This window comes from Pontibacter saemangeumensis, from assembly GCF_039541895.1.
Classification (GTDB): domain Bacteria; phylum Bacteroidota; class Bacteroidia; order Cytophagales; family Hymenobacteraceae; genus Pontibacter; species Pontibacter saemangeumensis.
Genome location: NZ_BAABHC010000039.1, coordinates 140,668 through 165,595 on the forward strand (window position 1 = coordinate 140,668; position 24,928 = coordinate 165,595).

A 24,928-nucleotide genomic window follows, 5' to 3' on the forward strand; every position below is an offset into this window, starting at 1 on the left:
CTGTTTTACACTTTGCCATAAGCCGTGCGCTCCACGATGCTGCGGCCCAGGGTAACCTCATCAGTATACTCCAGTTCTCCGCCCACCGGCACGCCGCGCGCAATGGTGGTGATGCGCAGGTTCTGGTCGCGGAGCTTGCGGGTCAGGTAAAACGCCGTGGTGTCGCCCTCCATGGTGGGGCTGATGGCCAGCAGCAGTTCCTTTACCTCCGACTGCGGCAGGCGCTCCAGCAGCGATTCTATCTGCAGGTCCGATGGGCCCACGCCTTCCAGGGGCGAAATCACCCCACCCAGCACATGGTACAGGCCCTTGTACTGCGAGGTGTTCTCGATGGCGATCACATCCCGGATATCACTCACCACGCACAGCACGCTTTTGTCGCGCAGCGGGTTGGCGCAGATGCTGCAAACCTCCGAGTCCGATATGTTATGGCATTGTTTGCAGTGCTTTACGTCTGTACGCATCTTCACCAGCGACTCGGCCAGTGAGAAGGTGTCTTCCGACTCTTCCTTCAGCAGGTGCAGCGCCAGGCGCAACGCGGTTTTCCTCCCGATGCCGGGCAGCTTTGCCAGCTCCTCCACGGCATTCTCAATCAACTTCGACGGAAAATTCATTCAGTCTCCCCTTCTACTCTATATCCGCCGACAGGTCTTTGTCGTGCAGGGCGGTGCACATGCCCACCAGCTCCTCGTAAGACCCTACTTTAACGGTACACTTACCCTTGTAATGGATCAGCATGGTGCACTGCTCCGCCTGCTCAGCCGTGTGGCGGCACACCTTAATGAGCGTCTCGATTACATGGTCGAACGTGTTCACGTCGTCGTTATATACCACCAGGTTGCGGAGATCGGTACTCTCTTCCAGCAGCTCTACCTCAACCTGTTCTTTGTGTAAAATTTCTGTCTCCCAATTCATAATGCAAAAATACGAATTATTAAGCACTTAACGAAGCCGCGGGCCATGGATGCGGCCTTTTCTTTCGCCTGTGTTTTTGGTTTAGCGCGTTCATTTCAACAAGTTTACGCGCTTTTTGATTCCGGCTACCCCCCTTTTGCCTGCTTACTTTTCACTTCGTGCGGCTTAGTGAGAAAACCCTTAAACGACCCGCATTTTCACTAAAAGAAGATAAATTCCGCACAGCCTTGCCGTTGATGAAAAACTTAAAAAAAGCTACATTTGCGTAGGGCTGCTGCTTCGGTAGCATATATATAAATCCAATGTTTTTACGTAGGCTATACAACCGGCGCTAAAAAGACCACGTTAGCCCGGCCGGCAGCACATAAATTAATGGCGGGGTTCTCAACTATTTCCGGGATGCTTCGTTTGCGCGTATTGCAACGGGGCAGCACCCGTAGAAAAACCTTAGCTGAGTTAGTACTATTTTTCAAACGATACGAGAGTATATATGCCAGCCATCTCCCCGGCTTTTCGTCAGGCAGTAAAGCAGCTGAGCGACAAGGAAAAAGAAGCCATCATTTTAAAAGCGGCCCGCCGCGATGCCGAACTGTACGACCTGCTCTCGTTTGAGCTGGAGGAACTCACGCTGGAAGAACTGACTGAGCAGACGACAGATAAAATACACGAGCTGCTGCTAAACGCAAGTGGCCGCAGCCTGGCAAAGGCGCTCACCAAAGCCCTCCGCAAGTCATTGAAGGAAGTGGCCCGGTTTAAGCGCATCACCAAAAACCCGAAGGGCGAGGTAGACCTTAACCTGTACACGCTGCGCCTCATCTTCAGCAACTTCACCGGTCAGTTCGACAGCTACTACAAAGGCTTTTACACCGCTACTGCCCGCCTGCTGCTCCGCACCATGCAGCTTATCCGCAAAAACCTGCACGAAGATTACCACTTGGAGTACAAGCAGGAACTGGACAACTTGCTGCAGCAGATCCACAACCGGGACAAGCCGGTGCCTGTAGCCCTGCCCCATGCGTTTGAGGTAGCATGAGTTCTAATTATGAGTAACTGACTTCTGAAAAGTTAAAGGAGCTATATATGATGGAAGAGACAACCGCTGTAGCAGTCAATTTCAAAGCTCATTCACCCCGTTCCTCATTCAAAATCAAGATTCACACAACCAAGATTAAATTCCGCTCACTTTCACGTCCTCCAGGTTGATCTCGGACACTTTCTCCAGCTTGCCCGTTTCAAAAGCGCGGTCATAGTTTTCGAGCGGGAACTGCTCTTTGGAGGTATAGTTTATATAGTCCTGGAAGCGCACGCCGCCGACCTCGCGCGGGTTCACGGCCTCCCGGAAGCGGGTGCCCTCTGACCCGTCCTCCTCTTCGAAGCTGTAGGCGAGGTAGTCCATGGTGTGGCGCCCCCGATGAAACCAGTACACGTACACATCCTCGTGGTCTTCCCCCCCACCCGTGGCTTCAAACGTTACCTGCACTTTATCGTATGGCTCGCCTTTCACCGTGGCCTTACCCAAGTACTTTTTCTGCACGGCGGCATCGTTGAGGAAGTAAGGCAGCAAGGCGAAGTATATAACTGAATTCACGGAGGCGCTGAAAGCCTCCTGCCTTTCCTGCGGCAAGTCCACCACCGCTTCGTCCGCGGTCCGCTCAAAGCCGCTGTTGCGCAGCACGTCGTGGATGCGCTGCCCGGTGGAGTCGTGGGTGAAGGTGCGGCTGTAGACGTAGGCACCCTCGTCGCGCAGGGCCCGGTACTGGATGTCGCGCAGCTTGAAAGTGACCACGCGTTTGTCTAACAACTCGCCGCCGTGCGCGGCGATGGCAGCATCCACAATTTCCTGCGCCTCTGATGTTTCTTCCTGGGTGCAGCCATTCGCCATAAAGAGCAGGAGCGCCAGCAGTATATATAGGCGTTGCATCGGGTTCGTCATATGTAGCAATTTGTGTGTCCAAATATAAGGATTAACCCTGAAAGCTGCCCAAACGAAAACCGCCCCGGCACTTCGGGAGCGCGGGGCGGAAATCGAAATGAAAACAGGTGTTATTTATTTCTGAGCCGTCAGGTCGAAGCTAACGGTAAACTCATCGTTGATTGCCTTGTCGCCCAGGTCGTCGAAGAAGCTGTTAGAGCCATAGCGGATGTCATATTTCGTACGGTCTACTTGTACGTCAGCCTGCGCTGTCACCACGTCGCCGGTCACGTTAACGGTGGCCGGGAAGGTAACAGGGTTCGTCTTGTCTTTGATCGTCAGGTTTCCCTCTACGTTGTAGTTCGGCTGGCCTGCGGCTGCTCCGGCAATCGGGGATGCGTTGGTGATTTCGAACGTAGCCGTTGGGTGCTTCTCCACGCCAAAGAAATCATCCGACTTCAGGTGCCCCACCAGCTTGCCGTTGTCCTCAGGGTTAGTCAGGTCGGTGTTGGCAAGCGAGGTCATGTCGATCACCAACGTGCCGCCAGTCAGCTGGTCGCCGGCTACTTTCAACTCCCCGTCCTGCAGGGCAATGGTACCGGAGTGCTCCCCGGTTACTTTCTTGCCGTTCCAGTTCACTTTGCTTTCCTGCGCCACCACTTCATAGATTTCGCCCTCGGCAGTTGTTGTGGCTGCGTCGGTGGTCGCTACCGTTTCAGTGGTCTCAGCTGTTTCGGTTGTCTCGCTGCTGCAAGCTGTAAACAAAAGGGCTGCAGCAAATGAAGCATAAATGGCTGTTCTTTTCATGATTGTGTTTTTAACTGATTCTTAATTTAATTCTGTATCCTGCCCCGAAGCGTATGCCCGGTTCCGGCACAAATATATGTATATACATTTAATGTACAAACAATTTAACAATATTTTAGTTCATTCCCCTTCCGATTAAGGAGTTAGAGATGCCTGAACAAGATTACCAGTGCTTTCTGGAAACATATAAGCGGCCTTTTGTACGGGTATCATGGGCCTGGGTAGAGCCTATATATAGACAGGCCTTGTGCTTGGCTGTTCACCCGCTGCCAGGCAATTCTGCGGAAAACAATGCCTTTCGCAACCATAAACACACAATGCTGCCGTATGTTCTGGCGGCTATACAGGCTTCCACGGTTTGCCTCTGCCTGAAAAAGAAACCGCCCCATAGCTACAAGGCTTGGAGCGGCTTCAGGAAAGGCCGGTTAAATATAGTTTACCGCTGCGCTGTCGCGGTAGAGCGGCGCGCGGTTACATCAAGCGTCACCACAAACTCATCATATATGGCTTTGTCGCCCAGGTTATCGAAAAAGCTCTTGGACCCGTAGCGGATGTCGAACTTGGAGCGGTCTATGGTTACATCGGCTTTCGCGCTGGCCACGCCGTCTTTCACCGTAATAGTGGCCGGGAAAGTAACGGGCTTGGTGATGCCTTTGATGGTCAGGTCGCCGGTTACAGTGGCGTTTGCCTGGCCCGCAGCCGCTTTAGCCACCGGCTTCACGCTCGTTATCTTGAAAGTCGCCGTTGGGTTCTTGTCAGCGCTGAAGAAATCATCCGACTTCAGGTGGCCCACCAGCTTCTGGTTATACTCCGGGTCTTTGATGTCGGTCACCGCAATGGAGCCCATATCGAAGGTGAAGGTGCCGCCCACCACTTTGCTGCCCTGCACGTCCATCTGGCCGCTGTTCAGGTCGATGGTGCCGAAATGCTCGCCGGTTACTTTCTTGGCATGCCACTTTACGTCGCTCTTCGCTACGTCTACTTGGTAGGCACTCGCTTTCGCAGGTGCGGCCGCTTCGGTAGTGGCAGCAATATTGCCGTTGCAGGTATTCCCGGCATTGGCTGTAAACATAAGGGCGCCCACAAGGGAGGCAAGGACTGTGATCTTTTTCATTTTTTGTTAATTATAGATGCTATATAGGGTATGGTTTTGTTTATCCTCTGATTTTATCGAGCAGCACGTTCAGCTGCTCTGCCTCCTGCGTAGTCAGATGGGTGATCCCCGTTCCCTCCCCGCTCTCCAGGACATCCATCTCCTTCAGCAAAGCCAGGCCCTTGTCCGTGATCAGCACGTCCACGGTGCGGCGGTCGGCCGGGCACTGCTTGCGCGTCACCAGCTGCTTTGCCTCCAGCTTGTCCACAATGCGGGAGGCGTTGGAGGTTTTGTCCAGCATGCGCTCGATCAGCAGGCTGATGGTGGCCGGCTTGGGGTGCTGCCCCCGCAGGATACGCAGCACGTTGTACTGCGGCAGCGTGACGCCGTAGGGCTTGAACAGGGCCGCCTGCGCCTGCTGCACCCACCCGGATGTATAGATCAGGTTGATATGCGCTTTCTGGTGCTCGCTCTTGAATGCACTCTGTCTGATTTCTTCTTCTATCTTCATCTTAAAAACTGCTGCGCCTGAATCGTATGCAAATATATGTACATACATTTAATGTACAAACAATTCATGCAGATTTATTTTCTGGTCCGTTCTATTTCTTTGGTAAACAAACTGAACGCAGTAAAAGTTAACTCCCTGATGCATTGGCAGCGCAGCGCGCCGGAAGCGAGCGTTATTTCAGGAAAAGAACGCCGTCCTGCTCCCGCACTAACTGGAAGGGCTCCTCCTCGATGATCAGGAAGCCGTCGAGGTCGGCGAAGTCGAAAGCGCTGCTCAGCTGCATGGCCGACCAGATGCCCAGCGACGTCTCGACCATGCAGCCGATCATCGCCATCATGCCGTGCTTGCGGGCCTCCTTCAGCAGGCGCACCGCGTTCAGGTAGCCGCCCGCCTTCATCAGCTTGATGTTCACCCCGTGAAACTCGGTGCGCAGCAGCTCGAAGTCGGCTGTATCCGTCACCGACTCGTCGGCTACCAGCGGAATGGGAGTGGTTTCCTTCAGGTGGGCATAGGCCGCGGCATGCGAGGCAGGCATGGGCTGCTCCACAAACAGCACCTGCGCCGGGTCCAGCGCGGTGAGGAAGGTCATCAGCTCGTCGGGGTTCTGCCAGCTCTCATTGCCGTCGATCACTATTTTGCGGTGCGTGGCCTTCAGCGCCTCCTGCACCAGGTCCAGCCCGTTCTCCTGGTTCACTTTCAGCTTCAGGCTCTGGAAGCGGTTCAGGTTGTTGGCCTGTATAAACTCCTGCACCTGCCCGGCCTCCATCATGGGCAGCGAGTAACAGGTGGCCTGCTGCCCCGGCGGCCGCTGGCCCAGCAGCTGGTGCACGGCGATATTCTTGTGCTGGCAAAAGTAATGCAGGTAAGCCGACTCCACGGCAAAGCGCAGCGCGTTCACCGGCGGGTGCTCCTGCAGCAGCTGCAGCAGATCCTCCATGCTCTTCATCCCGGCGAGGCCCGCCATCAGCAACACCTGGTACTGCTGCAGCAGCAACTCAGGCGTTTCGCCGTACCGGATATTCGGGGCGGCCTCACCGAAGCCGCTAAAGGTACCGTCCGTTACCTGCACCAGGAAGTTGAGCTTCTCGTCGCTGGCGTTCCGGGCGATTTTCCAGGTGTACTTCAGTTTGAGGTGCAAGGCCTCGATGCGCCATGTCAGCATAAGTAAGGTTATAGCATGTGGTTGGTCAGCATAAATTGCACCTTTTTCACTTAAAAAGCTATTCAGGCGCTTCGCAAGAGCACATAGAGGCAAATTTTGCCTCCGGGCAGCTCTGCCGCCGTTTTTATTGACTTGAAAACGTAGAGAGCCTGTTTGCAGATGTGTTTTTTGCTCCTATATTTGCTAAGCTAATGTAGCTGTGCCCTGTCGGCAATCGCTTAGAAAAAAGGCTTTACAGACGCATTTCCTACAAAAGCTTTTCGGGTGGCTGCCACGCGTTGCCGGCTGCTTTTCTACTTTATTTCTTTTGATGAAAAAACCTTTCTTACCCCTGGCCACGCTGGTGTGTATCACCGTCGCGGCCATTCTTACGGTGCTGCAGCAATACGGCTTTGTTTCGTTGCCGCCGGAGGCGCTGCTGGCAGTGCGCTGGGCAGGCATCGCGGTGCTTCTCCTCTACGGCCTGCAGAAGCGCTCCCTCACCACTTGGATTCTCGTGAGCATGGTGGTGGGCGCTGAGATCGGCTACGACTTCCCGGCTTTCGCCACCAACCTTAACGTGCTGAGCAAGATTTTCCTCAAGCTCATTAAAACGATTATCGCGCCGCTCATTTTTGCCACGCTGGTGGTGGGCATTGCCGGCCACTCCAACCTGAAGCAGGTGGGCAGCATGGGCTGGAAAGCCATCCTGTACTTCGAGGTCGTGACGACGCTGGCGCTCTTCATCGGCCTGGCGGCCATCAACATCAGCAAGGCCGGGGAGGGCATTGACGCGGGGCTGGCCCAGAGCCAGGAGGAAATAGCCGCCGTGCCGCCGCAAAGCACCTCCGACATTGTCCTGCACGTGTTCCCGGAGAACATCGCCAAGTCGGTGGTGGAGGGGCAGGTGCTGCAGATCGTGGTGTTCAGCGTGCTCTTTGCCATCGGCCTGGCCATGGTGACGGAGAAAAAGCGCAAGCCCATGCTCGACTTCTGCGAGAGCCTCTCCGAGACCATGTTCAAGTTCACCAACATCATCATGTATTTTGCCCCGATCGGGGTGGGCGCCGCCATCGCCTACACAGTCGGCCATATGGGTTTCGGCATTCTGCTGAACCTGTTCCAGTTGCTGGCCACGCTGTATGTGGCGCTCTTCGCTTTTGTGCTGCTGGTGCTGCTGCCGGTGGCCCTGATTGCCCGCATCCCCATCAGGCGGTTCCTGCAGGCTGTCTCGGGTCCGGTGTCGATCGCGTTTGCCACCACCAGCTCGGAGGCCGCGTTGCCGCGGGCCATGGAAGAGATGGAGAAGATGGGTGTGCCGCGTAAGATCGTGGCTTTCGTCATGCCGACCGGCTACAGTTTTAACCTCGACGGCACCACGCTGTACCTGGCGCTTGCCTCGGTGTTTGTGGCGCAGGCCGCCGGCATCCCGCTCAGCTGGCAGCAGCAACTGGTGATGGTATTTACGCTGATGCTGACAAGCAAGGGCGTGGCCGGCGTGCCGCGCGCCTCCCTGGTGATTTTGCTGGGCACTGTTGCCTCCTTCAACCTGCCGGTGTGGCCGGTGTTCGCCATCCTCGGCATCGACGAGCTGATGGACATGGCCCGCACCTCCATCAACGTGACCGGCAACTGCCTCGCCACCGCCGTAGTGGCCCGCTGGGAAGGCGAGTTCAACCCGGAACCAGAGACAGGCCTGGTGGACACAACCATCCCGGAACTGGCCCAAAGCCAGCCGGAAGAGGACAGGGAAAGGGAACTGGTGTAGTAGGGAAAGAAATATGAAGCCTATATAAACCGAGTATCCTCTCCCCGGACGTCCGATGCCGTTTAGGCAGCTATATAGCATGACAAAACCCGCTCCTGCTGCCAGAAGGCAAGGTGGCGGGTTTTGCAGTTTTATACCAAGTCGGTTTTTGCGCATTGCAGTTTACGTGTCTGCAGAATCCCCTCCTGGGAGGGGCAGGGGTGGGTTCAGAAGAACAGCTTCGTACGCAGTTTATATCATTTGGAATTAGCAGGATAGATCAAGATTTCTCCGTTCAGTCTGTTCATTCGCTCCGCTGCCATCGGGTACCTTGCATACCTATTCATAGAAATAATAACCCGATAGCTCGAAAGTAAAAACTTTGGCTGCACCTGCCTCTCCTCCTGTAGCAACCTCTCTGTCAACACCTAATACTTCCAGCACAGCCTATCCCCTACTGTTTGCTGTTGATTTCAATATGTCCACCTGTCTGCAGTATATATACACTAAAATTATATAGAATTTATGCCATATCTATTATCAAATAATCATATATAATATTGATATTTAACAATCAGTATCTCCCATCCTCATTTCACCTACTTAAGCAGAACTGGACGATCTGTATGAAAAAAGCATTGAAAATTACCGGATACGTAGTGGCCGTGGTCGTGGCTGCCCTTGCCGCAGGTTTTATATACCTGCAGTACGCCTTCCCGAACGTGGATGCCGCCCCCGTGATCTCGATTGAGAAAACCCCTGCCCTGGTGGAGCGCGGCGAGTACCTGGCTAACCATGTGGCCGTATGCATCGACTGCCACTCCACCCGTGACTTCTCGCGCTTCTCAGGCCCGCTGCAGCCGGGCACCGAGGGCAAAGGCGGCGACAAATTCGATCACGCGCTGGGTTTCCCGGGCACGTTCTACGCCAAAAACATCACCTCCGACAAAGAAACCGGCATTGGTACCTGGACGGACGGGGAGATTTACAGGGCCATGACCAAGGGCGTGAGCAAGGACGGCACCCCGCTCTTCCCGGTAATGCCCTACAAAGCCTTTAACCAGATGAGAACAGAGGATGCCTACGCCATCATCGCCTATATCCGCACCCTCGCCCCCATCCGGAACGAAGTGCCGGAGTCTGACCCGGATTTCCCGATGAACCTGATCCTGCGCACGATGCCCTCTGATGAGGCGCCTGCCCTGGAGAAGACAGCGCTGGATGGCACGGTGGCGAAAGGCAAATACCTGCTTACCATCGCCTCCTGCGGCGACTGCCATACCCCGCGCGACAAGAACACCCCGATTGAGGGCATGCACCTGGCAGGGGGCGCCGAATTCCCTACGCCGGATGGCGGCATCCTGCGCGCGGCCAACATAACCCCGGACAAGGAGACCGGCATCGGAACCTGGACGGAGGAGGCCTTTGTGCAGCGCTTTAAAATGCAGCAGCACCCTGCGGCGGTAGCGCCCGGCGGCCCGAACACGATTATGCCCTGGAGTATGTATGCAGGCATGGAGGAGGAGGACCTGCGCGCCATATACAGGTACCTGATGTCTGTAGAACCTATAAACAACAAAATGGAGCGCTTTACACCGCCTGTAAAATCCTGAAGGCAGGATGTCTAGGCATAGGGGGCTACCCGGCTTGTGCCGGGTAGCTTTTTTTGTACAAAAGCCTTAGAAGTTGTATTATAGCCTGCAAAAAGGAGAACTGCAGCAAATGGAGCTCTATCAGCAGGAGGAAGACAAAATACCCGTACAACTGACCTACGCGAATTTTTGGATTCGCTTCGTGGCCTTGCTCATCGACAGCCTCTTTACCTCGGCATTGGTGGCGCTGGCGCTGCTGGTGCTGGGCCTGCCCCTTGTTGCGGATATCGCGGACCTTGAATCCCGCCTGAAGATGAACATGATCGGGGTGGTGGTCGGGTGGCTTTATTATGCCGGATTCGAGAGTTCCCCGTACCAGGCGACTCCCGGCAAGCAGGCCATGGGCATCTTTGTAACGGACCTGGAAGGCTACCCTATCCCCTTTGCACGTGCCACCGGGCGGTTTTTCGGTAAGCTGCTGTCGGGGCTCATCCTGCTCCTCGGGTACATCATGGCAGCCTTTACGCCCAGGCGCCAAGCCCTGCACGACCTGCTGGCCGGCACCTTAGTGCTGAAGTTACCCCGTTAGCGGGCACATATTGCGCTTATATCCTGTTCCAGAAAGCCTCTGTAAGTACAACAATGCCACTTTATACAATTTGGCTGTGGGCAAACCGCATTGAGCCTGCAACTTAGTTATCACAACGAAGTATAACACATCCTCCGGATTTAATTATACTTATGCAAGCGTTTTATACCACATCCGAAAGCAAGGAAGAACTGGCCAGCTTTGGAACGCGGCTCGTGGCTTTCTCCCTCGATGTGCTGCTTGTGCTGACTTTGGTGGGTATCGCCGATTACCTCACGTTCAGCAGCGACGATGAAGCGATGCTGCTGAAACCGGAGCGCCTGCTGCACCTGTTGCTGGGCTGGCTCTATTTCGCGGGCAGCGAGACCTGCCCCTGCCAGGCTACTTTGGGCAAATACCTCATGCACCTGCGCGTAACCGCTGCTACGGGCGGGCGCATCAGCTTCAGGGCAGCAAGCATCCGCTATTTTGCCAAACCCCTCACTTTGATTATGATGGTGATGCGGTTCCTGACCGACGCCTCCTACACCCCCCGCAGCACTTTCCACGACAGGGTGGCAAAAACCAAGGTGGTTTTAAGGTAAGGTCGCCGGGTTTCCCTGGTAGTCCAGCACGGTGATATTGAACATCGGGTCGGCATTCAGATTCTCCGCTTTAATGCGCTTGTACAGCAGGTTGCTCACGACTTTCTTCACCTCTGCATCTGTCAGGGTGGCGCTGCGGTTGTAGAGGTACAGTTCGCAGATAACCGGGTTCAGGTTGGGCAGCGTGCCGCGCGTGAACCGGGCATTTACCTCTATTGTCTCCACGTCTTCCAGCTCGCCGAGCGCCGTGTGCATCACCTCCGTCACCTGGGTGCTCAGGCTCGACTTCTGCAGTCCCGGCTGGCTGTAGAACTGCCAGTACAACAGCCCCGCCACCACCAGCACCGACGCCGCCATTGATAGCCTGAATACATACTCTTTGCCGTCTGCAAACCGTGCGCCTTCTTTGGTGACCTTGCCCATGAAACGGAAAACCAGCGCAGCAGACAGCTGGATGGCAGCCAGTTGCAGGATCAGCAGAAACAAACCGCTCCGGACCAGCTGCCAGTTCCCGAAGTTAAGCGCCATCCCGATGAGGCCGGTGGGCGGGGCCAGCGAGGCCGCCACCAGCACGCCCACGGCAGCCCCGGGCACCAGGCTGTCACGCTCTGAGGAGATGAGGTTTACCCCCCCGGCCACCCCGGCCACAAGGGGCAGGAGCACCGCCATTTGCGAAATCTGGCTCACAGAAACCATCAAAGGAGTGGCATGCTGCTGGTTCACGAAAAGCGAAAGCAGGTAGGTAACGATGATAGCCGTGCCGATCGCCATAAAATAGCGCAGGAGGCTTTGCCTGAGCAAGCCCATTTTGCCTGCGGCGGCGGCAAGCGCGGCATTCATGGCCGGCCCTGCAAACGGCGACACCAGCATAGCCGCCACCAGCAGGTAGATCGTGCCCGTGTACAGGCCAACCCAGACCAGTATGCCCCCGGCCACCGAATATATAAACAAGCCTTTTTTGGAGCCGACGCTTTGCACCCCTCCCAGAAATATCTCGAGGGGGCTGCGGAACGACACATCAGCCACCTGGTCAGGTGCTTCTCCCTGCGGCGGGTAAAGCGCGATGACGCCGCGCGGGATCAGGACGATCTCCGCCTCCTCATACGCACTGATGCGCTCTACAAAGCTGCTCACTGCCTCGTTGTTCAGGTGCACCGTCACCAGTTCGCCGTCTTTCAGCGACTGCACCGCCAGGTTCTTACCCTCGTGTTCCTTGGCTATTTTCTTTATCTCCTCTCCCTCTCCTGCCTTTACTTTTACTGTTAATCTGCGCATAGTTCTTCTCTTTCTCCTTCCATACTACGGTGACAGACGCCGAGGGTGTTGGCACAAAAAGCTCAGCCCCTTCAGACAGAACTGCAAGGGGCTGAAAGAGGCACGGCTGCGGCAGGCTTTACTCCGTGCTGCTGGCCCCGAACCGGTCTGTCTCCACAGTAGCAGCGCCGTCGGGCGTCACTGTCAGCTTGAACAGGTAAGTGTATTCGCTGTCCGGAATTGCTGCTACAGGTTTTGCCGCTCCGAACTCCTCGATGATAGGTAGCACTGTATTCGAGTGCCCGACCACCACCACCGTCTCCCCCTGGTGGTGTTGCAGGATCTGTTCTTTCAGGTTACTGAAGTCGTGCGCCTCATACTCCTGCATCTCCAGCTGCTTTGCCTCTGCCAGCGGCTTCAGCGTATTTTTATTGCGGATGTATTTGGTCGTGAACAAGGCATCCACCTCCTGCCCCTCCAGCAGCGCACGAAGCGCTTCTGCCCGTGCCTCCCCGGCGGGCGTCAGGGCGGGGTCCTCGTTTCTGGCATCTGAGGTGTCTTTCTCAGCGTGCCGCACCACGTAAATGACCGTGGGGGTTGTTCCGGTGTTGCTGGCGGAGGCATCGAGGGCTCTTTCGCCGGAGTTGCCCTGGCAGGCGGCGGTACAGCACAGCAGGAGCGCGCCCCACAGCTTGAACAGGATATGTAATTTCATAAGCAGGAGTATATATGGTTTATATATAAAGTGATAATGGGTGTGCTATATACCAAGGAATGCAGCTTGCTACAACATCATTTCTTGCCCCGCAGCCCGGACCTGTGCCGCCCGCTTTTGTTTCCCCTGCCGCTCCAGCAACTGCACCAGCCGCTGGCGCACCTCCGCTTTGTAGGGATTGGCCTGCAAAGCCGCTTCATATGACCGGGCGGCTTTCCTGTTTTTGTGCTTTGCCTCCAGCAGGCGCCCGGTGGCATAGTGGCGGAGGGCGGTTTCCAGTGCGGTTTCCGGGGCTGGCTGTTGCGCCAAAACCGCCGCTGCCTGCGCTATATACCCTATATCAGCGAGTGTGCCGGCTAAAAGCGACTGCTCCCCACTCAACTTCACCTGGTGGCTAAGGATCGGTTTGATGAGTTCTTCGGCGGCGGCCTTGTTTCCGAGTTGTAACTGCCAGGCAGCCATCCGCACCATATAGTCTGGGCGGGCTGCGCCGGAGGCCGCCAATATGCGCTGCGCCTCTTCCAGCGTGTTATATGCCTGCGTCACGTCGCCGTGCGCGGCCAGCACCTCGGCGTATTGCCTGCGGAGCATATAATTCTGCGGCTTCAGCGCCACTAACTTTGCAAGTTCCTGCGCCGCCTCCGGGTTCGGGCGGCTTGTTCCTTTAAGCCAGCTGGCATAGGCAACGGCCTCGTCGCGCCGGTCGCGGAGGTAAGTAGAGATGGTGGGCGCATCTGCTATATAACTCTCGGCCGTGGCCACGGCTTCCGGTACCAGGGCATAGTTCTCATACAGCTCCCGGAAATACTGGTTGGTGTAGGCGCGCAAGAGCAGGTCGTCTTCCAGTTCCAGCGCCTTGCGATACAGGGCAACCTGCCCACCCAGCGCCTCCTGCGGGTTCAGCCTCCCGTCCCGCCGCTGCGTTTCCAACAGCTCTGCCTCCGCAATGTAGATGGGGGCATAATCCGGCCTGCTGTTTTTTGCCCGCTGCAGCCAGTCTATTGCAGCGGCGTACTGCTTCTGTCTCTGCCTGATGCCGGCATAGGCCAGCAAGGCAGGCTGGTATTGCGCATCATACAGGAGCGCGGTGTCGAGGAAGGCAGCCGCTTCCGTTAAATTCGTCTCCTGCTGTGCCAGGTTCATGTAAACCTGCGCCCAGTTGCTGGCCATTGCCTCCCGGTCTCCCGAGAGGTAAGCCCGCTGCCGCTGCACCAACTCATCCAGAAACCTGTAAAGCGCCGGGTCTTTCGCGCGCAGGTCGGCGGTGGTGTTGATGGATTTATGGTTGAGCGGATGCACTTTCACCGGCTCGAAGTAGGCGGGGTACGTCTGGGCCAGGTACTCGTGCTCGTTGTTGGCGGAATAATAATCCAGGGTGCGTCCCTCTGCCATGGCCTGGTGGTAAAGGCGGCGCACGGCTCTTGTCTCCGCGTCAGTGAACACGCTTTGGTGGAACAGGTGCACATACTCGTGCAGCACCACGTTCCGCTCCAGGTAAGCCCCCCGCACCACGTACTCAATCGCCGCCGCGCCGCTGCCCACGCCCCGAATATCCATCCACTGCCGGTTGTCGAAGGTGGTCGCCTGCCGGAAATAGGGCGAGTTCATGGCGGTGGCCAGGTCGGTATGCAGGGGCGGTATCACGAACTTCTCCCCCTGCCGCGACAGGAACGGGAAATATACGATGCTCTCGTACAGTTGCGACCATACCATCTGCTGCACCTCCCTGCCAGGGTAATAGCTCACGTCCGGGAACACCTGTGCGAAATTCACCGGGTCCTGAATGTCTGTCTGCGCCACCACCTGCTGCAGCGAGTCGTAGTTGTGCAGGAAAGTTAGTTGTTTCTGCTTGATGACCGCTGCCAGGGCGTTGTGCGCCGGGCCGTAATGCTTTTTCCGCTGCAGAACTCGCAGGAAAATGGATTGGGCGGAGTCGAGGCGGGTTTGGCGGTCCAGGCAGAAGGCCATATAGTACACGGAGCCGCGCAGCATGGCGGGCAGCACCGACGCCGGGTACTTTTGCTGCACCTGCTCTGCCGCCGCCAGCGCCTCCTGCAGCTTGTTTCCGGAGATCAGTTTATCTGCCTCCTTCAACGCCTCCCGCACCGTCTCATCCTCCGGGCGGGCATAATCGGCATAGGTAAGGTTAGTGTGGCCGTTGCCCCAGTGCCAGTGCGTGACGTAGTGCAGCGGGTTCAGTTCCAGCGCCAGTTCCCACTGGGCCGCCATGTCGTTCAGCTGCGTGGCGTCCACGCGGCGCCAGATGGCATAGCCGTAGTTAAAGCGCGCATCGGCATTGAAGGGGTCGAGGGTGAGGCTGGTGATGAGCGGCTTCTCGGCAAGCTCCGGTTCCTGGTTCCAGAAATGCACATCCGACTCCAGCAGGTAAGCTGCGGCGTTCTTCGGGTTCCGTGCCTGCACTTTCTGCGCCCACGCCAGCGCCTCCCCATACTTTTTCTGCAGCATCAGGATGCGCCCGGCAGCCAGCGCCGCTTCTTCGTCTGCTGCATCTGCCTGCAGCAACTGCTGTGCGGTAGCCATCGCTTTGTTCAGTTCCCAAGCCTGTACCTGCAGTCTGCCTTGTAGCAACAGCGCCTCCCGTTGCCTCGGGCTTTGCTGCAATACCTCCTGCACGAGGCCATCGGCATGCCTGAATTCGTTCTGCAGCATCGCCAGCTTTGCCCGGGCCAGCTTAACGGATATACTTGGCTCGGCATTCCGGAGCACATCTTCCGCGGCCTGCCACTCGCCCAGTTCCAGCAGCCTGCCTGCTTTGGCCGCCGCATTTCTAAGTTTCTCCTGCTTCGCTTCCTGCCGCTCCTGCTGCAGTTTCGCACGCACAGCCGCCACATCGTCGGGATGCTGGGCAAGCACCGGGAGAGCCACGAACAGGGCAACTATATAGAGCAGAAGCGTATGGGGGATAGCGCGCATGGTATGGTAGGTGAAAGACACGGGAATCAGGCGAAAACTCTTTTTCTCATGCTTTCCGGTACAGGCTGAAAACCCGCCCGATTTACCTTAAAAACAGCAGGGGCTTTCCAGGCTAAAAATAAAGACTTTATCGATCCCATGCCAACTGACCCGCTTTAATCTGCTATATATAATCCAGCCGCAGACGGGAAGCACCGCTCAGGCCTGCTCCTCCTCCACCTTCTTCACAAAGATCTTCTCCAGCTTACTCATAAAGTACACCGACAGCAGGAGCCACAGAAAGCCCATGGCGTATCCGGCCAGCACATCGGTGGCATAATGCACTTTCAGGTAGATGCGGCTGTAGCCGATCAGCAGTATCAGGAGGGTGAGCAGCACGGTGAGCACCCAGCGCAGCACCCGGTCCTGCACGGTACGCCACACAATGTAAATCAGCAGACCATAAAAGGCGCCGCCGATCATGGCGTGGCCGCTCGGAAAGCTGAGCCCCGACTGCTCCAGCATGGCGAACGCAGGGCGCGGCCGCTCAAACATGCCCTTCATCACCTGGTTCAGAACGGCGCTGGACATGGAGATGAGCAGCACTTTCAGGGCCAGCCAGCGCAGGCCTTTGTAGAAAGAAAACACCAGCACCACCAGCGGGGGCACCACCATCAGGTAATCGGCGGAGGCAAAGAAGGAGACAAAGATCATCATCCGGGTAACCGGGGGAGAGGTGTGGCTTTCGGCAAAGCGAAAAAGGGCGTCGTCGAGCCCGGTGTCGCCCTGCCTGAAAACCTCGTTGGCCATATACAGGAACAGCAGCAGGCAGCCCCAGAACACCGCCCACAGCACGACCACTTCCACCGAAAGAAGGGCCAGCAGGCTAAGGAGTCGTTGCGTGATGCGCTTCATATATATACTGCCTATATAAAATAGCTTACGCGGCGGTCCGGGAGCATGTTAGCCTGGCATGCGACAGCGGGCTACCCCCACACTTCAAAGACACCAACCATGGTACCGTAAGACCCTGATCGGGATGAGAAACTGCCGCCACTGCTGGCTATCCTATCAGCACTGCCTTTTAAAATCATCTCCTTCTATATATAAAATTATAAATAGAATGCCTACGTGTTATTTTCCCAGAAGGCTACATCGAATGCTTTTGTTTATTGGCCAGAGCTTCCTGTATCGCCCTATATAGCTGACCGATAGCCAAACATGACCAATGTCATTGTAAGTGTCTGATACAAATCCTTACTTTAAAAACAGATTAGGACTATATAAATATTTTATATATATGATTATCCTCAAGATAATGGAAGACAACAAGGCAAAGGCTGTCCTCGAAGAAATGGAATATGAATTAGACGCTAAACAGGCCAAAAGGCTGTTCACGAATATCTACGCATTTATTTTGTATAACAACACGCAGTGCTTTCTGTACATGCTGGACTACAGAATGCGGTTAACTCCTCAGGAAAAGGCTCGGGAGGACTACTTTCTGTTCCGGTTCTTGCTCCGCCAGATGCGGGAACTCTACCCGTCCGAGCTCTTAAGCCTGCTAAGTAACAGACAGCATGCTGCCTGAAGAAAACCACCTTCTGCGCGAACCCCCTCCCCTGTTTACAGGACCGCCCGGGCGGTCCGCAGTGAGCTTACCCGCTATCTTTTTAAAACCAAAGTATACAGCGCTTGTTTTAACTACAGAATCCTTACAGAATCATACACTAATTAGCAGCTTAAAATCCTATACTGAACTTATACTATACAAAGTATAAGTAATATATAATTTAGAACGAAGGCCTTTGCGCACACGTAGTGTGAGCTATATAGCTAGTACATTATCAAAAGGGGGAATGAAGAAGCTTCAAATTCTGGTAACAGGTAGCGCTGGGTTTATTGGCCACCACCTGGCACTCGCTTTACAGCAGCTGGGCTGCTCAGTGGTTGGCCTTGATGCCATTGTCTCTTACTACGATCCTCTTTTAAAATACGGGCGCCTGGCACTGCAGGGGTTTGAGCAGCAGGATATCCGCTACAACCAGCTGCTGGCAAGCAGGACCAGGGAAGGGCTCAGCTTCATCCACCTCGACCTGACCGACGAGCTTGCCCTGAACCATCTTTTTGAAGCGCAGCAGTTTGACGTCGTGGTCAACCTGGCGGCACAGGCCGGCGTGCGCTACAGCATGGACCATCCGCAGTCCTATGTGTCCAGCAACCTGGTGGGTTTTGCCAACGTGCTGGAGAGCTGCCGCCGGCACGGCATACAGCACCTGCTGTTTGCCTCCTCCAGCTCCGTATATGGCCTGAACCAGGAGACGCCCTTCAAAACCAGCATGAAGACCGACCAGCCGATCTCGTTTTACGCCGCCACCAAGAAGGCGAACGAAGTGATGGCCTACAGCTATGCGCACCTCTATCAATTGCCGGTCACGGGGCTCCGCTTCTTCACCGTGTACGGCCCCTGGGGCAGGCCCGACATGGCTTACTACAGCTTCACCAAGGCCATTGCGGCAGGCACCCCGATCAGGGTTTTCAACCACGGGGAAATGTACCGCGACTTCACCTATATAGATGATGTGGTGCAGAGCATCGCCAGGCTGGTGGAGGTGAGGCCCAAGCCCGATCCCACAGCGCCCTACAAACTCTACAACATTGGCAACAGCAAACCGGAGCACCTGCTCCAACTCATCGCTACGCTCGAGCGGCTGCTGGGCCGGAAGGCGGTGCTCGACCTGCAACCCATGCAGCCCGGCGACGTGCCCGCAACCTTTGCCGATGTAACAGACCTGCAGGCCGCCGTGGATTACCGCCCTGACACTCCTTTAGAGGAAGGGCTGCGCAAATTCGTGAACTGGTACAAGGCCTACCACGAAAAGCAGGAACTGGAGCATCTGGCAGCGTCAGCGTGACGGCTCTTTTAGACGAAGGCTATCTGTAGCCCCTGCCCCTCACCCGCTTAATCATATATAAACCATCATAATTGGATAAAATGGCACCTACTGCCCCCTCTCTTACGGTTATTGTGCCCGTTTACAACGAAGAAGGCTGCCTGGCGCGCTTCTGCGACGCCATGGACGCCTTTCTGCAGCAGTCCCCCATGCCAACGCAGGTGCTTTTCGTGAACGACGGCTCCACGGACAGCAGCCTGGCCCAGATACGCGCGATCTGCTACAGCAAGCCCGGCTACAGCTTCCTCTCCCTCGACCGCAACCGGGGCCTCAGCACCGCCATCAAAGCGGGCATCGACCATATACAAAGCACCTACATCGGTTACATCGACTCCGACCTGCAAACCTCGCCACTCGATTTCCTGCTGTTCTTCGGATTTTTGCCCGAGTACCAGATGGTGAACGGCATCCGGGCAAGGCGCAAGGACACCTTCGTGAAAAGGCTGTCGTCCAAAATCGCCAACGGCTTCCGGCGGTATATGATCAACGACGGCATCCAGGACACCGGCTGCCCGCTCAAAATCGTGGATGCCGCCTATGCCAAGCGCGTGCCGTTTTTTGACGGGATGCACCGCTTCCTGCCCGCGCTTATACAGCTGCAGGGTGGCAAGGTGAAGCAACTGCCCGTGCAGCACTTCGAGCGCTTCGCCGGCTACTCCAAGTACCACCTGTTCAACCGCCTGTGGGGCCCGCTCAACGACACGTTCGCCTTCCGGTGGATGCGCAAGCGCTATATAAATTACCAGATTGCCGAGCAGTTTGAGAACCAGCCTGTCACGAATGGACGTATCTGAGGTGCTGATATATGGCACCGGGCTGCTCGCGCAGCTGCTCTTCTCAGCGCGTATCCTCATCCAGTGGGTAAAGTCGGAGAAAGCGGGCAGGGTGTTGTCGCCGGCTTCTTTCTGGACGACCAGCATCGTTGCCTCTATCCTGCTGATGGCCTACGGCGCGCTCCGCAACGACATCGTGATTGTGGGCGGGCAGCTCGTCTCCTACTTTATATACCTGCGCAACATCAAGCTGAAGAACATCTGGGACGGGCTGGCGGCTCCTGTGCGCTGGGGCGCCGTGGCGTTCCCGTTCCTGGCGGTCAGTTGGCTGCTCTGGAGCGACCAGTACAGCTTCAGCTATATCATGGCGCACAGCAAGATCTCGGGCGCGCTCATTGCCTGGGGCGGGGCCGGGCAGGCGGTGTTCACGCTGCGCTTTGTGTACCAGTGGTACTACTCCGAGCGCCTGCAGGAGTCCGTCATCCCGAACGGTTTTTGGGTCATCAGCCTGGCGGGCAGCCTCATGATTATCTCCTACGCCATTCTCCGCCTCGACCCGGTGCTGTTCCTGGGGCAGATCTTCGGGATAGCGGCCTATAGCCGGAACATGATCATCGGGCTGCGCGAGCACCGGCAACACTCCACCACCAACTAAGCCATGCTGCAACCCAACTCCCTGCGCAGCAGCCAACTGCTGTATGCCCTGCTTTCCGTGTTGTTCCTGCTGTTGCTCTACAATGCAGGCGGCTGGGGCGTGATAGAGACCAGCGAGGCCCGCTATGCCGAGATCAGCCGCGAAATGCTGCGCGGCGGCGACTGGCTGCACCCGCGCCTGCTGGGTATTCAGCACTTCCATAAGCCGCCGGTTACCTATATGGTTTCCGCCACCGGGATGGCGCTGTTCGGGGTGGATGCGTTCGGTGCGAGGTTCTTCCTGCAGGTGTCGCTGGTGCTGCAGGCGCTGCTGGTGTATCTGATCGGGAATTTGCTCTTCCGGAACAGCAAACAGGCGCTGATCGCCGTGGTTATATATAGCACGATGCCTGCCGTTCTCATCTCCGCCCGCAACCTCACCACCGACTCCTTCCTGACCACCTTTGAGCTGGCGGCCATATATGCCTGGCTGCGGTACAAATACAGGTCTGACGCGGGCTGGCTTTACTTCTTCTACCTGCTGCTGGCGCTCGCTTTCCTCACCAAAGGCCCGGTCGGATTGATCTTCCCGGTGCTGGTGGCCATCGGCTACAGGCCAAAACCGGCCCCGGACCGTCGGCCCAGCACGTGGCACCATGTACCTGCCGCAGGGCTTTTTCTGCTGGTCGGGGCTTCCTGGTATCTGTACCTGATGATCGAGGACGCGCGCTTTTTTGACTACTTCTTCCTGAAGCACACGGTGCAGCGCTACGCCAACCCGGAGGCCTTCGGGCGGTCAAAGCCCTGGTGGTTCTATCTCGTGCTGGCCCCTGCCATGAGCCTGCCCTGGGCTGCTATCCTTGCCGTGAATTACAGGAGGCTGAAAATGCTGCTCCCGGCGCAGAAGCGCCTGTTCATTCTTTGGCTCCTGGTGCCGCTTGTCTTTTTCTCCTTCTCTGGCTCTAAGCTTATTCTATATATCCTGCCGCTGTTTGCAGGCCTGGCGCTGCTGGTATCCTGGCTTCTGGTAAACCTTCCCGCTGATGCCACCCGGAAGGCTGCGAAGGGCAGTATCTTGTTCTTTGCAGCGCTCACAGTGGCCCTGCTGCTGGCCCCGGTGCTGCCGGTCGGCATCGCCCTGCCCTGGGCCGCTTTGCTGTTCCCGGCGCTCACGCTACTGGGCCTCTTCCTGCTCCGGCGCTCCGGCATGCCGGACCTCAACAGGCTCCTGCTCAGCAGCCTTGTATTCACGCTGCCCCTTTTGCCTTATGCCACGCACCTGCTGGGCAGCAACCCCAGCCTGACGAACGGCAGCCGCCCTGTCGCAGCTATCATCAAGGCAAACCAACTGCAGGGGCGAAACATACTGGTATATGATAAACTGCTGCCTTCGCTCGCCTTCGAGCTGGACAGGCAGATAATCTCGTTGCACGACGAAAGCAGCAGCCTGGAGCGCGAGACGCAATTTGAGCGGGATGCGAAGTGGCGCACGCAGCTGCTTCGCCTGAGGCAGCCGGACGATCTGGCGCGCCTGCGAACGCTGCTGCAGCAGCGCCCGGTGCTGGTGGTGCGCAACAAACTTCCCACGGAACGGGCATGGATGCTTCAGTATTTCAAGCAGCAGCAGCAGGCAGGGAAATGGACGGTTTACTATTGATTGCGACGGGCCGGCAGGCTTATATATCAAACTTCGCCGTTTACAGCAGAAAACTCCGCAGTGCCTGGGGGTGCAAAGGCTGTGGATTGGTAGTTCAAATGCTCGCGGGAGCTGCACATCCCGCAAGGTTTCCTTACGACGGCTGCTAACCAAAAAACCTACTGGCCGGAAAACACAAAAGCCAGTCCGAAGACTGGCTTTTGATGAGTTGATGTGCGCACGGGGAGATTCGAACTCCCACACCCGAAGGCACAGGCTTCTGAGACCTGCACGTCTACCAGTTTCGCCACGTGCGCGAAACTCACTCTAAATTTACTATTAACGTCCCAAAAACCCTTAACCCTTGTTGTTGATTGGGATTGCAAAGGTAATAGGTAGATTTATATATGCAATGCCTGCCCCGAAAAAAAATTGTGCGTCAGGCGACGGTTTCTTCCTCCACCACCGGGTCAAGCTCTTTTTTGGATAGCCGCTCAAGCCTTCGCAAGGCCCATATCCCGATGATAACCCACAGGAAACCAGCCGAGAAACCAGCCAGCACATCGGAAGCGTAATGCACCCGCAGGTAGATGCGGCTGAAGCCGATCAGCAAAACAAAAATTATCAGAAAACCCACCAGCACGTTGCGCCACAGGACTGGCCGCACGTTATGCCAGACCAGGTAGATGATCAGCCCGTAAAAAGAAGCCGCCACCATGGAGTGCCCGCTCGGGAAGCTCAGGCCCGAGGCCTCCACCAGGGGCATGATGGGCCGTGGCCGGTCAAAGAAAAACTTGAGCACGATGTTGAGGGTAATGCTCCCCAGGGCCACCACCGGCACTTTCAGCGAATACCACCGGTGTTTGCGAATGAACACAAAGTAGGCGACCAGCAGCAGCGCCGCCGGCGTCAGGAACTGCCTCGAGGCGAAAAATGTCACAATCTTGATCAGCTGGTCTAAGCCAGGGTTGGAAATGTCCTTGGCAAAGCCGAAGGCAGCCGCGTCGATGCTCAGCTTGTCGCCCTGCAGTATCTCTGCGCCTATATACAGGAAGCCGATGATGCAGACCACGAACAGCAGCCATATAAAAATCAGCTCGACGGTAAACAGGGCGGTGCCTGCCACTATTCTCTTAAAGACACGTTGAATCATACTCTTGCTTTTCGTTCCAAATCACGCCGCAGCGCATGTCAGACTCCCCCCTTTCCTACGTAATCAGGAGAAGTTAAGGCCATATACCCCTACAACCAAATCTTGTTATCCATGAAAGACAGCATCCGCTTATTTGTGGCAGCCACCTTGCCCGAGGACTTGAAACAGCGACTGCAGCACCAGTTGGAGGCCTTCCGGCACCCGGCCCTCCGGTTTGTGCCCCCGCAGAACCTGCACCTCACGCTTTACTTCATCGGCAATGTGCCCCTGCAACAGCTGCCGGCCATCAGGCAGGCGGTCGGAGAGGTGGCGCAGCGGCACCAGCCCTTCACACTCGATTTTGCCTGCACCGAGCCCGGCCCCAAGCCGAGGCACCCGCGGCTGATGTGGGCAAGGTTTGCGGAGCAGGAGGCCTTCGCCTCGCTGAGCCGCGACTTGACGGCGGCGCTGGCGCCAGCGCCGCCCAAACAGCGGAAGGCCATCCCGCATGTCACGCTGGCGCGGTTCCGCAAAGACATGCCCGCCCCGATGGATTTGCCTGCCGTAAGAACAGAAGCCCCCTTGCAACTCGAGGTGCGGGCGGTGTCGCTGTGGCAGTCGGAGTTGGCATCGCCGCACCCCGTGTACCGTGTGCTCGAAACTTTCAGGCTAGGCTAAACCCGCCTCCTGCAAAAGCAGTATGTATGCACTGCGCCCGCAACCCAATTTATATACCACCTATGAACCAGACTGACCTGACGAAGCTGATGATGGACCTGAAAGACAAAGGCCTGACAGTAGCATTTGCGGAGAGTTGCACAGCCGGCTTGCTGGCCGCCGAATTTGTGAAAGCCAAAGGCAGCAGCGATGTGCTGCTCGGGAGCCTCGTGGTCTATCAGCCCGAGGTAAAGCAAAAATTGCTGGGCGTGAACAAAGACACGCTGAGCCTATATACCGCCGAGTCGCAGCAGGTGACCAACGAAATGGTGATGGGCCTGAAAAAGCAGCTGAACGCCAGCATCAGCGTCGCGATTACAGGCCTGATGGGGGAAGGCGGCTCCGAAACCACTGAAAAACCGGTTGGCAGCACCTTCATCTCCATTCTTTATGACGGTAAGGCCGAGGAGTTCCGGGAAGTATTCAAAGGCAACACCGAAGCCATCCGCCAGAAGCAGGTAGAGTTCACCTTCCAGAAAATACAGGGCATCCTCGACGAGCACTACAGCCGCTGATGCCTGCCTTCGCTACCGAACCTACTGCCCCTCCCCTTGCCACGGCTCCCCGACAGCGGCTTTGACCGCGTGGCCGCCTTCTACGACCGGCTGGCGCGCCTTGTATACGGCCACGCGCTGGAGGAGGCACAGGAGGCTTTGCTGCCTTTTGTGCCGCAGCGGGGGCGCGTGCTGGTGATCGGGGGTGGCGGCGGCTGGCTCCTGGAGCGGCTGCTGCGAACCGGCAAGCAGCTGGAGATTTTATATATCGATGCCGCCCCCGCAATGCTGCAACGGGCCAGGCGCCGCTATACAGGTTTCCGGCAGCCGCACCGGTGCACTGTTTCTTTCCGGCTGGGCACCGAGCAGGCCCTGCAGCCGCAGGAGCGGTTCGATACCATCTTCACGCCTTTCCTGCTCGACCTTTTCCCGCCGCGCCGCCTGCAGCGGCTCATGGATGCGCTAGCCGCTGCCCTCACACCAGCCGGCAGCTGGCTTTTCGCTGATTTCTGGCCGCTGCAACAGCCCCCGCCGCGCTCGCAAAGGCTGCTGCTCCGCGGAATGTACCTTTTTTTCGGGTTGATAAGCGGCGTGAAAGCGCGGCAGCTCCCGGATTATGTCCATCATTTTGAGGCACTGAGTTTCCGGGAGGTATATAGCCGGGGCTTTTTTAAGGACATGGTGCAGGCGAAGGTGTTTGTCAGAGGTGCCAGTGGAGCGTGTTGCGTTACAAAGGGATATGACCCGGTGCTATATAGGACCTGATTCAGGTACCCGTGCCAGGGAAGAAATTGCACCTCATCCGCACAAACCCTA

25 protein-coding genes and 1 tRNA gene are annotated in these 24,928 nt (G+C 56.6%); 13 read left to right on the top strand and 13 right to left on the bottom strand.

Features of this window, described 5'->3' with window-relative positions; translation table 11 throughout:
- Positions 1-5: 5 nt before the first annotated feature.
- Complete coding sequence (gene recR / locus ABD920_RS23005) at positions 6-614, bottom strand: recombination mediator RecR (protein WP_345162784.1); 609 nt, start codon at positions 612-614, stop codon at positions 6-8.
- A 13-nt stretch (positions 615-627) separates the two neighbouring features.
- Positions 628-915, bottom strand: coding sequence for an ATP-dependent Clp protease adaptor ClpS (locus ABD920_RS23010; protein WP_345162786.1), 288 nt, complete (start codon positions 913-915; stop codon positions 628-630).
- Positions 916-1,405: 490 nt separating this feature from the next.
- Here ABD920_RS23010 and ABD920_RS23015 point away from each other — a divergent pair, with 490 nt between their 5' ends.
- Positions 1,406-1,948, top strand: coding sequence for a hypothetical protein (locus tag ABD920_RS23015; RefSeq protein ID WP_345162788.1), 543 nt, complete (start codon positions 1,406-1,408; stop codon positions 1,946-1,948).
- A gap of 135 nt (positions 1,949-2,083) precedes the next feature.
- On the opposite strand, the gene ABD920_RS23020 is transcribed toward ABD920_RS23015, so the two are convergent.
- The 5 genes from ABD920_RS23020 to ABD920_RS23040 all read right to left on the bottom strand — a co-directional run bounded on the left by ABD920_RS23020 (position 2,084) and on the right by ABD920_RS23040 (position 6,400).
- Entirely contained in the window at positions 2,084-2,848 is a 765-nt protein-coding gene (locus ABD920_RS23020) for a DUF6503 family protein (RefSeq protein ID WP_345162790.1), read from the bottom strand.
- A gap of 114 nt (positions 2,849-2,962) precedes the next feature.
- Positions 2,963-3,634, bottom strand: a complete 672-nt coding sequence (locus ABD920_RS23025; protein WP_345162792.1) for a YceI family protein — start codon at positions 3,632-3,634, stop codon at positions 2,963-2,965.
- 436 nt (positions 3,635-4,070) lie between these two features.
- Positions 4,071-4,748 (bottom strand): YceI family protein, encoded by a 678-nt coding sequence (locus ABD920_RS23030; RefSeq protein WP_345162794.1) that lies wholly within the window; start codon positions 4,746-4,748, stop codon positions 4,071-4,073.
- Positions 4,749-4,788: 40 nt separating this feature from the next.
- On the bottom strand, positions 4,789-5,238 hold the full coding sequence (locus ABD920_RS23035; RefSeq protein WP_345162796.1) for a MarR family winged helix-turn-helix transcriptional regulator: 450 nt from the start codon (positions 5,236-5,238) through the stop codon (positions 4,789-4,791).
- Positions 5,239-5,410: 172 nt separating this feature from the next.
- Positions 5,411-6,400, bottom strand: coding sequence for a dipeptide epimerase (locus ABD920_RS23040; RefSeq protein WP_345162798.1), 990 nt, complete (start codon positions 6,398-6,400; stop codon positions 5,411-5,413).
- A gap of 310 nt (positions 6,401-6,710) precedes the next feature.
- Between ABD920_RS23040 and ABD920_RS23045 the strand changes: the two genes are divergently transcribed.
- The 4 genes from ABD920_RS23045 to ABD920_RS23060 all read left to right on the top strand — a co-directional run bounded on the left by ABD920_RS23045 (position 6,711) and on the right by ABD920_RS23060 (position 10,891).
- Positions 6,711-8,147 (top strand): dicarboxylate/amino acid:cation symporter, encoded by a 1,437-nt coding sequence (locus ABD920_RS23045; RefSeq protein WP_345162800.1) that lies wholly within the window; start codon positions 6,711-6,713, stop codon positions 8,145-8,147.
- 617 nt (positions 8,148-8,764) lie between these two features.
- Positions 8,765-9,739 (top strand): cytochrome C, encoded by a 975-nt coding sequence (locus tag ABD920_RS23050; protein ID WP_345162802.1) that lies wholly within the window; start codon positions 8,765-8,767, stop codon positions 9,737-9,739.
- 73 nt (positions 9,740-9,812) lie between these two features.
- Positions 9,813-10,307, top strand: coding sequence for an RDD family protein (locus tag ABD920_RS23055; protein WP_345162804.1), 495 nt, complete (start codon positions 9,813-9,815; stop codon positions 10,305-10,307).
- A 152-nt stretch (positions 10,308-10,459) separates the two neighbouring features.
- Entirely contained in the window at positions 10,460-10,891 is a 432-nt protein-coding gene (locus ABD920_RS23060) for an RDD family protein (protein WP_345162805.1), read from the top strand.
- Here the strand turns inward: ABD920_RS23060 and ABD920_RS23065 are convergent.
- The 4 genes from ABD920_RS23065 to ABD920_RS23080 form a co-directional block, all read right to left on the bottom strand.
- Positions 10,883-12,166 carry a DUF389 domain-containing protein gene (locus ABD920_RS23065; RefSeq protein ID WP_345162807.1) on the bottom strand — a complete coding sequence of 428 codons (1,284 nt, stop codon included), beginning with the start codon at positions 12,164-12,166 and terminating at the stop codon, positions 10,883-10,885. The two genes, ABD920_RS23060 and ABD920_RS23065, sit on opposite strands and share 9 nt — an antisense overlap.
- Before the next feature lie 118 nt (positions 12,167-12,284).
- Positions 12,285-12,860, bottom strand: coding sequence for a SixA phosphatase family protein (locus ABD920_RS23070; RefSeq protein WP_345162809.1), 576 nt, complete (start codon positions 12,858-12,860; stop codon positions 12,285-12,287).
- A 69-nt stretch (positions 12,861-12,929) separates the two neighbouring features.
- Complete coding sequence (locus ABD920_RS23075) at positions 12,930-15,815, bottom strand: tetratricopeptide repeat protein (RefSeq protein WP_345162811.1); 2,886 nt, start codon at positions 15,813-15,815, stop codon at positions 12,930-12,932.
- Between the two features lie 177 nt (positions 15,816-15,992).
- A complete protein-coding gene (locus ABD920_RS23080; RefSeq protein ID WP_345162812.1) occupies positions 15,993-16,688 on the bottom strand; it encodes a phosphatase PAP2 family protein in 696 nt (231 codons plus the stop codon).
- A gap of 403 nt (positions 16,689-17,091) precedes the next feature.
- On the opposite strand from ABD920_RS23080, the gene ABD920_RS23085 reads away from it, so the two are divergent.
- From ABD920_RS23085 to ABD920_RS23105, 5 genes are all read left to right on the top strand, one after another.
- Positions 17,092-17,364 (top strand): hypothetical protein, encoded by a 273-nt coding sequence (locus tag ABD920_RS23085; RefSeq protein WP_345162814.1) that lies wholly within the window; start codon positions 17,092-17,094, stop codon positions 17,362-17,364.
- A gap of 268 nt (positions 17,365-17,632) precedes the next feature.
- The gene (locus tag ABD920_RS23090) at positions 17,633-18,688 is read left to right on the top strand and encodes an NAD-dependent epimerase/dehydratase family protein (protein WP_345162816.1); all 1,056 of its coding nucleotides are present in this window, start codon (positions 17,633-17,635) and stop codon (positions 18,686-18,688) included.
- 80 nt (positions 18,689-18,768) lie between these two features.
- The gene (locus ABD920_RS23095; protein ID WP_345162818.1) at positions 18,769-19,521 is read left to right on the top strand and encodes a glycosyltransferase; all 753 of its coding nucleotides are present in this window, start codon (positions 18,769-18,771) and stop codon (positions 19,519-19,521) included.
- Positions 19,508-20,155 (top strand): lipid-A-disaccharide synthase N-terminal domain-containing protein, encoded by a 648-nt coding sequence (locus tag ABD920_RS23100; protein WP_345162820.1) that lies wholly within the window; start codon positions 19,508-19,510, stop codon positions 20,153-20,155. Before ABD920_RS23095 ends, ABD920_RS23100 begins: the two co-directional genes overlap by 14 nt.
- A gap of 3 nt (positions 20,156-20,158) precedes the next feature.
- Positions 20,159-21,790: an ArnT family glycosyltransferase gene (locus ABD920_RS23105; protein ID WP_345162822.1), complete on the top strand. Its 1,632-nt coding sequence runs from the start codon at positions 20,159-20,161 to the stop codon at positions 21,788-21,790.
- A 214-nt stretch (positions 21,791-22,004) separates the two neighbouring features.
- Here the strand turns inward: ABD920_RS23105 and ABD920_RS23110 are convergent.
- A tRNA-Leu gene (locus ABD920_RS23110) sits at positions 22,005-22,086 on the bottom strand.
- A gap of 122 nt (positions 22,087-22,208) precedes the next feature.
- Positions 22,209-22,922: a phosphatase PAP2 family protein gene (locus ABD920_RS23115; protein WP_345162824.1), complete on the bottom strand. Its 714-nt coding sequence runs from the start codon at positions 22,920-22,922 to the stop codon at positions 22,209-22,211.
- Positions 22,923-23,033: 111 nt separating this feature from the next.
- On the opposite strand from ABD920_RS23115, the gene thpR reads away from it, so the two are divergent.
- From thpR to ABD920_RS23130, 3 genes are all read left to right on the top strand, one after another.
- Positions 23,034-23,579: an RNA 2',3'-cyclic phosphodiesterase gene (gene thpR, locus ABD920_RS23120; protein ID WP_345162826.1), complete on the top strand. Its 546-nt coding sequence runs from the start codon at positions 23,034-23,036 to the stop codon at positions 23,577-23,579.
- Positions 23,580-23,641: 62 nt separating this feature from the next.
- Entirely contained in the window at positions 23,642-24,133 is a 492-nt protein-coding gene (locus tag ABD920_RS23125) for a CinA family protein (protein WP_345162828.1), read from the top strand.
- Positions 24,134-24,169: 36 nt separating this feature from the next.
- Positions 24,170-24,877, top strand: a complete 708-nt coding sequence (locus ABD920_RS23130; RefSeq protein ID WP_345162830.1) for a class I SAM-dependent methyltransferase — start codon at positions 24,170-24,172, stop codon at positions 24,875-24,877.
- The last annotated feature ends 51 nt before the right edge of the window (positions 24,878-24,928 follow it).